The sequence below is a fragment of the Pseudolabrys taiwanensis genome (assembly GCF_003367395.1).
GTDB classification, from domain to species: Bacteria; Pseudomonadota; Alphaproteobacteria; order Rhizobiales; family Xanthobacteraceae; genus Pseudolabrys; species Pseudolabrys taiwanensis.
Genome location: NZ_CP031417.1, coordinates 5,007,928 through 5,020,610, shown reverse-complemented (window position 1 = coordinate 5,020,610; position 12,683 = coordinate 5,007,928). Strand labels below are relative to the sequence as shown.

General features: G+C 64.8%; 6 protein-coding genes. 3 read left to right on the top strand and 3 right to left on the bottom strand.

Annotated elements, in window-relative coordinates; all coding sequences use genetic code 11:
* The first annotated feature begins 31 nt into the window (after positions 1 to 31).
* From uvrB to DW352_RS23845, 3 genes are all read left to right on the top strand, one after another.
* A complete protein-coding gene (uvrB, locus tag DW352_RS23855; protein WP_115694581.1) occupies positions 32 to 2,875 on the top strand; it encodes an excinuclease ABC subunit UvrB in 2,844 nt (947 codons plus the stop codon).
* Between the two features lie 36 nt (positions 2,876 to 2,911).
* On the top strand, positions 2,912 to 3,604 hold the full coding sequence (locus DW352_RS23850; RefSeq protein WP_115693664.1) for a hypothetical protein: 693 nt from the start codon (positions 2,912 to 2,914) through the stop codon (positions 3,602 to 3,604).
* A gap of 87 nt (positions 3,605 to 3,691) precedes the next feature.
* On the top strand, positions 3,692 to 3,937 hold the full coding sequence (locus DW352_RS23845) for a HigA family addiction module antitoxin (protein ID WP_425374620.1): 246 nt from the start codon (positions 3,692 to 3,694) through the stop codon (positions 3,935 to 3,937).
* 694 nt (positions 3,938 to 4,631) lie between these two features.
* Here DW352_RS23845 and DW352_RS23840 read toward each other — a convergent pair.
* The 3 genes from DW352_RS23840 to DW352_RS23830 form a co-directional block, all read right to left on the bottom strand.
* Positions 4,632 to 5,384, bottom strand: a complete 753-nt coding sequence (locus tag DW352_RS23840; protein ID WP_115693662.1) for a helix-turn-helix domain-containing protein — start codon at positions 5,382 to 5,384, stop codon at positions 4,632 to 4,634.
* Between the two features lie 789 nt (positions 5,385 to 6,173).
* Complete coding sequence (locus tag DW352_RS23835; RefSeq protein ID WP_162827169.1) at positions 6,174 to 7,292, bottom strand: hypothetical protein; 1,119 nt, start codon at positions 7,290 to 7,292, stop codon at positions 6,174 to 6,176.
* Between the two features lie 111 nt (positions 7,293 to 7,403).
* Entirely contained in the window at positions 7,404 to 12,557 is a 5,154-nt protein-coding gene (locus DW352_RS23830; RefSeq protein ID WP_115693660.1) for a beta strand repeat-containing protein, read from the bottom strand.
* Positions 12,558 to 12,683 lie beyond the last annotated feature (126 nt).

The following is a 12,683-nucleotide window of genomic DNA, read 5'->3' as shown; positions in this document are numbered from 1 at the left end:
TTTGGCCAAGGACTCGCCCCATATTCCGGCCATGGCGAAGTCCCCCGACACATCGAAGCCCAAAAAGTCCAAAGACCCCGCGAAACCCACGCGCTCCAAGGCGGCGCGGCCCGAGGAGCCGGCGACGCCGGACGATCTCGCGGCGCTGCTCAACCCGGGCATCGCGCGTGGCACCGCGGGCCTCGGCTCCGGCACCAATATCCAGCCGCCGGCGGACAATTCGTGGGACCGCCGCACCGGCAACGCCGCGGAACATCTGGCGCGGAAATCGACCAAGGGCTTCGACGAAGCGTCGCAGGCCGACTACACCGGCTCGCCGATCACCGGGCTCGATCCGGCGCTGGCGCAGGAACTCGGCCTCAGCGATGAACTGAAATATCGGCTGCCGCGCGCCGACCTGCCGAAGCCGGGCCACGGCCTGTCGTCGATGGGCGTCGAGGCGACCGCGCAATCCCTGGAACGCCTGCTGCGCGAGGGCCGGCCGGAATTCGCCACGGCGGAGGCCGCCTGGACGCCGCACCGCCCGCCGCGGCCGGAGAAGTCCGAAGGCGGCATCCCGCTCAAGATCAAGTCGGACTTCGAGCCCAAGGGCGACCAGCCGCAAGCGATCAAGGAACTGGTCGAGGGCGTGAAGCGCCACGACCGCACGCAGGTGCTGCTCGGCGTCACCGGCTCGGGCAAGACCTTCACCATGGCCAAGGTGATCGAGCAGACGCAGCGCCCCGCGCTCATCCTGGCGCCGAACAAGACTTTGGCCGCGCAGCTCTACGGCGAGTTCAAGTCGTTCTTCCCCGACAACGCCGTCGAGTACTTCGTCTCGTATTACGACTACTACCAGCCGGAAGCCTACGTTCCGCGCACCGACACCTATATCGAGAAAGAATCGTCGATCAACGAGCAGATCGACCGCATGCGCCACGCCGCGACGCGCGCGCTCTTGGAACGCGACGACGTCATCATCGTCGCCTCGGTGTCGTGCATCTACGGTATCGGCTCGGTCGAGACCTATTCGGCGATGACATTTACGTTGAAGCAGGGCGGGCAGATCAGCCAGCGCCAGCTGATCGCCGATCTCGTCGCCCTGCAATACAAGCGCGTGCAGCACGACTTCTCCCGCGGCACCTTCCGCGTGCGCGGCGACACCATCGACCTGTTCCCGGCGCACTATGAAGACCGCGCCTGGCGCATCCATCTGTTCGGCGACGAGATCGAGAAGATCGAGGAGATGGACCCGCTCACCGGGCAGAAGACCGACGAGTTGGCGTTCGTGAAGATCTACGCCAACTCGCACTACGTCACGCCGCGCCCGACGCTGATCCAGGCGATGGACTCGATCAAGGCCGAGCTGCGCATGCGGCTCGACCAGCTCAACGCCGCCGGCCGCCTGCTCGAAGCGCAACGGCTCGAACAGCGCACGCGCTTCGACCTCGAAATGATGGAAGCCACCGGCTCCTGCGCCGGCATCGAGAACTATTCGCGTTATCTCACCGGCCGCCGGCCGGGCGAGCCGCCGCCGACGCTGTTCGAATACGTGCCGGACAACGCCCTCGTCTTCTGCGACGAGAGCCACGTCACCGTTCCGCAGATCGGCGCCATGTTCAAAGGCGACTTCCGCCGCAAGGCGACGCTCGCCGAATACGGCTTCCGCCTGCCCTCCTGCATGGACAACCGGCCGCTGCGCTTCGAGGAATGGGACGCGATGCGCCCGCAAACGGTCGGCGTCTCGGCGACGCCCGGCGCCTGGGAGCTCAACGAATCCGGCGGCGTGTTCGTCGAGCAGGTCATCCGGCCGACCGGCCTCATCGATCCGCCGGTCGAGATCCGCCCCGCGCGCCTGCAGGTCGACGATCTCGTCGGCGAGGTGCGCGAAGTGTCGCGCAAGGGCTATCGCACGCTCATCACCGTGCTCACCAAGCGCATGGCCGAAGACCTCACCGAATATCTGCACGAGCAAGGCATCCGCGTGCGCTACATGCACTCGGACATCGACACGCTCGAGCGCATCGAGATCATCCGCGACCTGCGCTTAGGGGCCTTCGACGCGCTGGTCGGCATCAACCTGTTGCGCGAGGGCCTCGACATTCCCGAATGCGCGCTGGTCGCCATTCTCGACGCCGACAAGGAAGGCTTCCTGCGCTCGGAGACGTCGCTGGTGCAGACCATCGGCCGCGCCGCGCGCAACGTCGACGGCAAGGTGATCCTCTATGCCGACCAGATCACCGGCTCGATGCAGCGCGCCATGGACGAGACCACGCGTCGCCGCGAGAAGCAGCTCGCTTACAACGCCGAGAACGGCATCACGCCGGAGAGCGTGAAGCGCGGCATCGCCGACATTCTCGACAGCGTCTACGAGCGCGATCACGTGCTGATCGCGACCGCCGAAGGCAAGGCCGGCGAATTCGCCGAGGCGGCGACCATCGGCCACAATCTCGAAGCGGTCGTCGCCGACATGGAAACCAAGATGCGCGAAGCCGCCGCCGATCTCGACTTCGAGACCGCCGCGCGCCTGCGCGACGAGATCAAGCGTTTGCGTCAGACCGAGATGGCGGTGCTCGACAATCCCACGGCGAAGGCTCTTCCCTCCCCCCTTGCGGGGGAGGGTGGCCGCGCGAAGCGCGGCCGGGAGGGGGGTAGCGGCAAAGACACCTCCCGCCCGCACAAACCGCATCTCGACGAGATGGGCATCGCCACCTGGCACGAGTTCAAGCCGGCGCGCGATGAAAAATCCAAACCGCGCAAGCCGAACCTCGATGAAATGGGCCCGGGCGTCGAGAGCGTGCCGGCCAAGCGCGGGCCGTCACTCGAAGGCGGCCGCTCGACCATGGGACGGCCGGGCCAGCACGGCGGGTTCAAGGCGAATAAGAAGCGGCGGTGACGGTGCATGCGAATGCCGCTTGTCTGCGCTGAATGCATGAGAATCGACGTATCGAGCGCGCGCTTTATCGCCACAGCTCAGATCGAAGATAGCGGACTTTATGACGTTCAATGCCCGAAAGGACATCGATCTTACACTATACTCCAACAGCAGAAATTTGAACTTCTATTCGACATAGGGGCTTGCGCCATTCTTGACGGATATTTCCGCGAGGCTGTGAGTTCATTCGCTTCTAGTCTGGAGCGAACTTTTGAGTTCTTTGTGTGGGCAGCACTGCTAGCTACAGGTCACGTCGCTTCCGAAGTGGAGGAGTTTTGGAAATCCCTCTCTAAACATTCGGAGCGACAACTCGGTGCCTATGCATTGTTATTCTTCCAAGAGACATATGAGTCTCCGCCGATGCTCACCCGCCAGAACGTGGAGTTTAGAAACCAAGTAATCCATCAAGGACGCATTCCCACCCGGCAAGAAGCTATCGATTTCGGGAATGAGGTGCTCGCAATAGTGCGGAGAGTGATTGCCACCGGCCGAGAGCGCCACAAAAATGGGATCGAGCTGATGATTGGGAGGCATGTGATCGCCGCCCGTCAGCGAGCCGTAAGCGATCGCGCGCTGGCAGTCAGCCACATGCCGACCATCATCGGTATCGGCATAGAAGACAAAGACCACCACTTACGCAGTTTAGAAGAGGCACTTCAAAAACTCACGATGTGGAACTGGAAGCTTTGAGCACATCGACAAAACCAGCAATGGCACGACGCCACAATTGAGATTTCAACCTCCTTCAACCCCGGCGAAATCCTGCGCGAGGAGTTCTTGCGTCCGCTCGGGCTCTCTCCGGGCGCATTGGCGAAGGCGATGGGCGTGCCGCGCACGCGCGTCGCGCGCATCGCCGCCGAGACGACGGGCATCACCGCCGACACCGCGCTGCGTCTGAGCAAGGCCCTCGGCACCTCGACGCAGCTTTGGCTCAATCTGCAAAACCGTTTCGACGTTGAGACGGCCGAACGCGCGATCGGCAAAGAGCTCGCCAAGATCACGCGCGTGACCGACACGGCCTAAAGCCCCTCCCCGCCTCATCCTGAGGAGCATCGCCATCAGCGCGTTTACGCGCGTCCTCAAAGCACTATGGCGATGCGTCTCGAAAGATGGGGCGGCCCCCGGGCAACGCGCGGCGCTCACCGTAAAGAGCGGTGAAGATAAAGCGCCTCACGTATCGACAATCTCACTGAGCCTGATTTTTCTTACGCGTGAAACGGTTCTGCTCTGGCGGAAGAGGCGGCGCGTTTAGGTAGCTTCTTAACGACGCGACGTTCATCACCAAACTGCGTTGGAATCTCTTTCAGCGGTCTCGGAGAGCCCTTTCGATATGTCCGCAAGTCGTTCTTAGTTTTCTCCGGTTTTGGGTTCGCTTCAAAGCCCGGATCACAAATCAGAAGTCTTTGATTTTGCGACGGAAACGTGTCCCAAACACGCGACTCTTGTAATCTTTTCAAGTACTTAGTATATAGAGGCCGTGACACGCCGCCGGTGAGACGACGACGTGCCACGGTTCTTCATGTCACCCTATTATGGGTTGCATGTTGCACCTCCAGTTCCCGACGGTCGCCGTGTCGACCGCCGGGCAGTTGTGACCCCTCCGCGAAGAGAAGCCGTGCCGGACTATTCCGGCTGCCGACTGCAACGGGCATGCACGGCCCCAATGCAATCGGGATATTGAGAAACGCTCTCCGAAAAATCGGCGGGCGCTTTCTTTTTAGCCCTTGGCAAATCGGACGACGTTGTCTCCGTCCGTCTTGTCGCCCAGAGCTAATTCCTTCTGACGTAACTGCCCTTCTTTCTTCAGTTCTCGCTGCCTGACGCCATACTGATAAAGCGTCGGAATTGCGATGCCTAAGGCGCGGCAAGTCTCTCTCAAAGTCATGCCGCCTCGCATCATTTCTTTGGCGCGCTCGACTACTTCGGGAGTAGCTTTTTTATCGCGTCCCCACTTTTCGAGTCCCTGGCTACGGCGCTTCGCAATACCTTCCGCAGTACGCTGTCCGTGCTCTTTGGTTGAGCGGCCGCCAGTACCATTAGTTTTCGCAAACGCCTTTTCGATTTGCCTTGTTTTACGAGTCGATTTCGACCTGAGGTAATATTTGGCCCATCCAGCCGTGTAGACATCGTGGTTTGTAGCCATCGCCTTTTTGAGAGCGGCGCGGACAGCGCGCACCGGATTGTCACTCTCAAATTCCCGGCCGGCGCGCTTCAGAGTAGCCACGATCTCCTTGGCGGTCTGTGGTTCGTCGCTCAGAGCCAAGACGACAGGCATGGCGTCGGGGAGCGGCCATTTAACCAGCCGCACATCATCAGGGGTAATTTCGGTCGCCGGGAGCGTCGGGGCGGGCGCGCTCACAAGTTCTCTTTCCTTCTCTTCAAGAAGGTCGAGATATTCTCGGGTCACCCGAATGCGCTCAGCGCGCACCTCTTCGAGCGTCATATCCGATACGGTCTTACGGCCCGACATAGGTTCACCAAAGCGCGCGACGATTCGCACCCCTGGAAACACGAATAACGCCGATACCGCCTAATTGCAAGAATAGGCCGATCACGGCCTGACTTTTTCCGTTATATTTCTAATTTATGTTGCCTTTACAATGGCTTATGAGAAAAGCGGTGGAAAATCCCGCTATCTAGTATCAAATTCGTAATTAGGACTATTGACCTTTCCGCATTTAAGATCATAATCCTCTCCATCCCACCCACCAAGGGGCGTCGTCGCGAGGCGTTACGAGGACGGGGTGGGATGCGGCGCTCGCGCCCGAGGAGGAAAAACGCGCCTCCTCGCACCCGAGCGGCGGCGGTCCCCGCCCGCGGGCACTACGACCCGCTGCGAGGAGCTCGCTGACACCGAGTGCTTCGGCCTTGATGAAGCCTCCGTTGAAAGCGCGGCCCGCCGTTGGAAGACGCCGCCACGGCGCGCCGGAGGGCGCCCGCGCTTCGTGATGAACGGAGCGCGGCACAGGACGAAGACCGTCGCGCCGCCCGGCGCGCCGTCTCCCCTGCTTTATGCGGGGGTCGACTCCCCCGGACCCCCTGGGTGCGGGGACTTCAGGAAGGCGGGCCACCCCGGGCCCGGACAAACAACAGGGACGGCGAAGCTATGCGCGCTGCGAAGCCTCATCCGGAGGAGCCACGCGCAGCGTGGCGTCTCGAAGGATAAGGCGGACACATCGGCCTCATCCGTCGAGACGCGGCCTGCGGGAAAAACGCCGCGCTGTTTGACAATCGCATCCAGCTCACACCGCCGCCGCGCTTACGGCGACGGCGCCTCGAAGCCGAAGCCGTGCCGGCGCGCGCAGGCGCGCAGCCACGACACCGCGCCCTGCACCGGAAACTCCATGCCGCCGATCTTCGATTTGAAACTGAAGCGTTCGGCATCGTCGAGCGCGCGCGCGAGCGCGAGGCCGTGTTGCGGGAAGATGCCGATCTCGTCGGCGCTGAGCATCTGCGCGGTGAAGCCGGTGAACGGTTTGCCGCCGAACGACAAGGTGGCGTCGATCGTCTCGCCGCCGCGCTGCTTGAGGCCCGAGTCCTTCAGCATCATGATCAGGCCCTTGGTGCGGCTCGCCATCAGGAAGGTGCCGAATTGCCGCGCGTCCTTCCCCGCGCCAGTGACGTAATGGCGGCGGATGACGCAGATGACGACCTTGCCGTCGGGCCCGCGCAGTTCGGAAGCGTCCCAGCCGCTGATCTTCTGTTTGTCCTCGATGCCGGCGGGACCGGCGGCCGTCGGCCGGCCGGAGGCGATTTCGGGCGAACGCGGCCGCGGCGCCGGCAGTTCGGGCGCTTTCGGATCGGTCGGCCGGTCGATGGCGATGGCGAACGTGTTGCCGCAAGCGATCAGCCAGGCGAGCGCCGCGGGCGGCAGGTCAAGCGCGATCGCGCCGGTGTCGATGCCGGCGCCGGCCGAACGCAGCCGCACTGTCTTGGCCGTCGCGAGGCCGGCGAGCACCGCCGCGGCGTCGCCGGGATGGAAGGCGAAGGCGGCCGGCACCACGTCGAAGCCGACGGCCGGTATCGATGCGCCCTCGTCGAGAACGATCTCGGCCTCGTCGTCCATCACGCGCTCGCCGGGCAAGGCCTTGTCGCCAAGGCCAAAGGCGAAGCCTGCGCCGCGGCCGATCGCGAGGCTCAGCCGCGTCTCGACCGTGCCGCTCGTGTCGTTGCGCGGGCGCAGCGAGACGAGCACGCACTGGCTCACTTTGCCGTCGCGCAGCTGCGGCACGCCGGACCAGGTGCCCTGGGCGAAACGCACCTGCTGGCCGGCAACCGGCTTCTCGGTTTCGACCGCCGCTGCCGCCGCGCCGGCCGTCGCCAAACCGGCGGCGCCGCACAGCACAACGGTCCGCAATGTCCGTTGAAGGATCGTCATCGCCCGCCCCCCAAGACCCCACCCGCGGCTATGGGGCCAAGGCGGCCCGCGCGGGTCAATAGGTCTTGGTCAGGCGAAGGGCGCCGGTCACCCCGGCCTGCGCCGCCGCGACTACGCAGTTACCACGTTGAGCAGCGCGAAGAACTGATCGTTGCTCATGGCGTCGATCTGCGGCTGGGTGAAGGCGTTGCCCTGCTCGGTGGTCAGCGCGTTGATGTCGTCGACGCTGATGCCGGCGATCGCCGCGACGCTCAGCGACGGGATGCCGGCGGAAGCCGACAGCGACGAGAATTGCGTCGTCGTCAGGCCCGCGATCTGCGTCGAGGTCAGCGCGCCGGCCTGATCGGCGGTCAGGTTGCCGATCTCGGTCGTCGTGAACACGCCGACCTGACCGGCCGACAGGTTCGCGACCTGATCGGCGGTGAGCGAACCGATCTGGCCTTCGGTCAGTTGCGAAATGACCGTGGTCGTGAGGCCCGAGGTCTGCGTCGTCGACGCCTTGCTCACGTCGAGCGCGTTGAGCATGTCGGTGGACAGGCCGTTGAGCTGATCGGTGGTCAGGCCCTGCAGCTGCGACGTGCTGAGCGCGCCGAGCTGGTCGCTCGAGAACATGCCGAGCGCCGTGTCCGTCATGCCGCCGAACTGCGTGCCGGTGAGCGCGCCGAACTGATCGGCGGTGAGATTGCCGATCTCGGTCGTCGTCAGCGCGCCGATCTGGTCGGCGGTGAGGTTCGCCACTTGATCCGTGGTGAGCGCCGCGACCTGTGCTTCGGCGAGCGCGCCGATCGCCGTCGTCGTCAGGCCGGCGATCTGCGTGGTCGAGGCCTTGCTGAGGTCGAGCGCGTCGAGCTTGACCGTCGACAGGCCGTTGAGCTGATCGGTGGTCAGGCCCTGCAGCTGCGTCGTCGACAGCGACGCGAGCTGGTCGCTCGAGAACAGGTCGAGCGCGCCGGCCGTCAGGTCGCCGAGCTGCGTCGCGGTCAGCGCGCCGATCTGGTCGGGGCTGAGGATGCCGACCTCGGTCTCGGACAGGACGCCGATCTGGTCGGCCGACAGGCTCGCGATCTGGCTCGTGGTCAGCGCGGCGATCTGCTCCTCGCTCAAAGCGCCGAAGGCGGTCGTGGTCAGGCCGGCGACCTGCGTCGTCGTCACCTTGGTGACGTCGACGGAGTCGAGCACGTCGGTCGTCAACGAGTTGAGCTGGTCGGCGGTCAGACCCTGCACCTGCGCCGTGGTCAGCGCGGCGATCTGATCGCTCGAGAACAGGCCGATGGCGGAGGTCGTCAGGCCGCCGAGCTGGCGCGCCGTCAGCGCGTTCACCTGCGTCGTCGAGAAGGCCTGCACCTGCGTCGACGCCATGGCGCCGATCTGCGTCGTCGACAACAGCGCGATCTGCGAGCTGGTCAGATCGCCGATCTGCTCTTCGTCCAGTTCGCCGATGGCCGTCGTGCTCAGGCCGCGCACCTGATTCCAGGAGAGCTTGGCGGCATCGATCGACTGGAACTGCTCGGTGTCGATCGCATTGAGCTGCGTCGTCGTCAGGCCCTGCACCTGCGTGGTGCTGAGGGCGTAGATCTGGTCGCTCGAGAAATTGGCGAGCGCCGTGGTCGTCAGGCCGCCGAGCTGCGCCGCGGTGAAGGCGCCCACCTGCGTCGTGGTGAAGGCCTGAATCTCGGTCGAGGTCAGCGCGCCGATCTGCGCCGCCGACAGGCGCGAGATCTGCGAGGTCAGCAGCGAGCCGACCTGCGTTTCGCTCAGCAGGCCGACCGCTGTCGTCGACAGGCCGGCGATCTGGCCGGCCGTCGCCTTGGTCACGTCGATGGCGTCGAGCAAGTCGGACGACAGCGCGTTGAGCTGCGTCGTCGTCAGGCCCTGCAACTGCGTGGTCGACAGTGCGCCGATCTGGTCGCTCGAGAAGTTGCCGAGCGCCGTGGTCGTCAGGCCGCCGAGCTGGCTCGCTTTCAGCGCGTCGAACTGCGTCGTGGTGAAGGCCTGGATCTCGGTCGAGGTCAGCGCGCCGAGTTGCGCGGCGGACAGAACGCCGACCTGCGTCGAACTCAACGACGAGACCTGCGCCTCGCTCAAATCGCCGACCGCGGTCGTCGACAGGCCGGCGACCTGGCCGGTGGTGACCTTGGTGAGATCGATGGCATCGAGCAGATCGGTCGACAGCGCGTTGAGCTGCGTCGATGTCAGCGCCTGCAACTGCGTGGTGGCGAAAGCGCCGACCTGTGTGCTCGAGAAGTTGTTGATCGCGGTGGTCGAGAGGCCGCTGATCTGGCTCGCCTTGAGCGCGTTCGCCTGCGTGGTGGTGAAGGCTTGAATTTCGGTCGAGGTCAGCGCGCCGAGTTGCGCCGCGCTCAAGAGGCCGACTTGCGTCGAGCTGAACGCCGCGACCTGCGCTTCGGTCAGGAGGCCGATCGCAGTGGTCGACAGACCGGCGACCTGCGTCGTCGTCGTGCGGGTGACATCGACCGCATCCAGCAGATCGGCCGAGAGCGAGTTGAGCTGGGTCGTGGTGATCGCCTGCAACTGGCCGGTCGACAGCGCGCCGATCTGCGTGCTCGAGAAGTTGCCGATCGCAGTGGTGGTCAGGCCGCGGATCTGCGCCGAGGTCAGCGCATTGGCCTGCGTCGTCGTGAACGCCTGGATCTCGGTCGACGACAGCGCGCCGAGCTGCGAGGCAGTCAGGATGGCGACCTGCGTCGAGGCCAAACCGGCGACCTGCGTTTCGGCCAGATTGCCGATCGCCGTGGTGTTGAGGCCGGTCAGCTGCCCCGCCGACAGCCGGCTCAGGTCGAGCGCATCGAGAATGTCGCTCGACACCGCATTGAGCTGCGCCACGGTCAGCCCCTGCACCTGTGTCGTCGCGAGGCTACCGATCTGCGTGGTCGAGAAATTGCTCAGCGCGGTGGTGCTGAGGCCGCCGATCTGGCTGCCCTTCAGCGCATTGAACTGCGTCGTCGTGAACGCTTGGATCTCGGTCGAGGACAGCGCCCCGAGCTGCGTCGCGGTCAGCACGCCGACCTGACTCGCGTTCAGCGCCGCGACCTGCGCGTCGGTCAGCGTGCTGATCGATGTCGTCGACAGGCCGGCAACCTGCGTCACGGTCGCCTTGCTCACGTCGACGGCGTCGAGCAGGTCGCTGGACAGCGCATTGAGCTGCTGCGTCGTCAGGCCCTGCAACTGCGTCGTGGAGAGCGCGCCGATCTGCGTGCTCGAGAAGTTACCGACCGCCGAGGTCGTGAGACCGCGCAATTGCGCGGCGGTCAGCGCGTTGAACTGGGCAGTCGAAAAGCCCTGGATCTCGGTCGACGACAGCGCCCCGAGCTGCGCGGCGGTGAGCACGCCGACCTGCACCGCGGTCAGCGACGACACCTGCGTTTCCGTCAGGTTGCCGATGGTCGTGGTCGTGAGGCCCCTAATCTGCGGCGTCGCGGCCTTGGTGAGATCCACGGCGTCCAGCGCGTCGGTCGACAACGAATTGATCTGCGTCGTCGTCAGACCCTGGAACTGGGTGATGGTGAGCGCGCCGATCTGGGTGCTCGAGAAATTACCGAGCGCGGTCGTGGTCAGCCCGCCGAGTTGCCGGCTGCTCAGCGCCCCGAACTGGGCGGTTGTGAACGCCTGGATCTCGGTCGAGGTCAGCGCGCCGAGCTGCGCCGTGCTCAGCGCCGCGACCTGCGTCCCGGCCAGTGCGCCGACCTGCGTCGTCGTCAGATTGCCGATCGTGGTCGTGGAAAGCCCGACGAACTGACCGGTGGTCAGCATGGTCGGATCGATGGCGCCGAGAATATCGGTCGAGACGGCGTTGAGCTGCGCCGCCGTCAGGCCGCGGACCTGCGTTGTCGTCAGCGCGGCGATCTGGGTCGTCGAGAAGTTGCCGAGCGCCGTGCTCGTCAGGCCGCCGAGTTGCCGCGAGGTCAGCGCGCTCGCCTGCGTCGTGGTGAAGCCCTGAATCTCCGTGGACGACAGCGCGCCGATTTCGGCCGCCGTCAGTGCACCGACCTGCGCGGCGCTGAGCGCGGCGATCTGCGTGTCGCTCAATTGGCCGAACGTCGTCGTCGTCAGGCCGGCGATCTGCGCCGTGGTCGCCTTGGTGATGTCGAGGACATCCAAGGCGGCGTTCGACAGCGCGTTGATCTGGGCCGTGGTCAGACCCTGGAATTGCGTCGTCGACAGCGCCGCGATCTGCGTCGTCGAGAAATTGCCGACGGACGTGGTGGAGAGGCCGCGAAGCTGCGTCGTGGTCAGCGCGCTGAATTGCGTGGTCGAGAAGGACTGGAGCTCGGTCGAAGACAACACGCCGAGCTGCACGGCGGTCAGCGACGCGATCTGGCTGCCGCTCAATGCCCCGACCTGGGTGTCCGTCAGGTTGCCGACGGCGGTCGTCGACAGACCCCGCAGTTGGATGCTCGACAGCTTGGTCACGTCGATCGCATCGAGAACGTCGCTCGAGACGGCGCTGAGCTGCGCGGCGGTCAGGCCTTGCACCTGCGTGGTCGAGAAAGCGCCGAGCTGCGTGGTCGAGAAATCGGTCAGGGCCGTCGACGTCAGGCCGGCAAGCTGGCGGCTGGTCAGCGCGTCGAACTGGGTGGTCGTGAACGCCTGGATTTCGGTCGTGGACAGCGCGCCGATCTGCGCCGCGCTGAGAAGACCGACCTGCGTCGACGTCAAGGTCGAGACCTGCGTTTCCGACAGGTTGCCGATCGTCGTCGTGCTCAGGCTTCGAAGCTGGACGCTCGACAGCTTGGTCAGGTCGACGGCACCGAGCACGTCGGTGGATACGGCGTTGAGCTGTGCCGCCGTGAGGCCCTGCAACTGCGCGGTCGAGAGCGAGGCGATCTGCGTGGTCGAGAAATTGCCGAGCGCCGTGGTCGTCAGCGCGCCGAGCTGCCGGCCGCTGAGCGCATTGAATTGCGTGGTCGTCAGGCCCTGAAGCTCGGTCGACGAGAGCGCGCCGATTTCGGTCGCGGTCAGCGCGCTGACCTGCGTCGCGGTCAGCGCGGCGATCTGGGTGTCGAGGAAAGTCTGAAGCTGGAGCGTAAGCAGATGGCTGATGACCGAAGCCGACAGCGCGGCGACCTGCGTGCTCGCCAAATACTGGAGGTCGGTCGACTCCATCGCGTTGACCTGGGTCGCGGTCAACGCGGCGGCCTGCGTCGTCGTCAGTTCGGAAATCTGGGTGGTTGTGAGACCGGCGATGACGGTCGTGGTGAGCCCGGAGATCTGCCGCGGGCTGAGCAAAGAAATGGAGAATGCCATCTGCCGGTCCGACCGATCTCTATGTCACACGTTATCGACTCGGTGCGTGCATGCGCCGAGGCATTCGTCCTGGAAGTTATTGGAAGTCGGTTGACCCAACCCGCGACCATCGACACCAGCAATGCG

Bases quoted from the DNA above. Each gene is read 5' to 3' on its own strand.
- DW352_RS23840 (WP_115693662.1), bottom strand. From the start codon at position 5,384: ATGTCGGGCCGTAAGACCGTATCGGATATGACGCTCGAAGAGGTGCGC.
- uvrB (WP_115694581.1), top strand. From the start codon at position 32: ATGGCGAAGTCCCCCGACACATCGAAGCCCAAAAAGTCCAAAGACCCC.
- DW352_RS23850 (WP_115693664.1), top strand. From the start codon at position 2,912: ATGAGAATCGACGTATCGAGCGCGCGCTTTATCGCCACAGCTCAGATC.
- DW352_RS23830 (WP_115693660.1), bottom strand. From the start codon at position 12,557: ATGGCATTCTCCATTTCTTTGCTCAGCCCGCGGCAGATCTCCGGGCTC.
- DW352_RS23835 (WP_162827169.1), bottom strand. From the start codon at position 7,292: ATGACGATCCTTCAACGGACATTGCGGACCGTTGTGCTGTGCGGCGCC.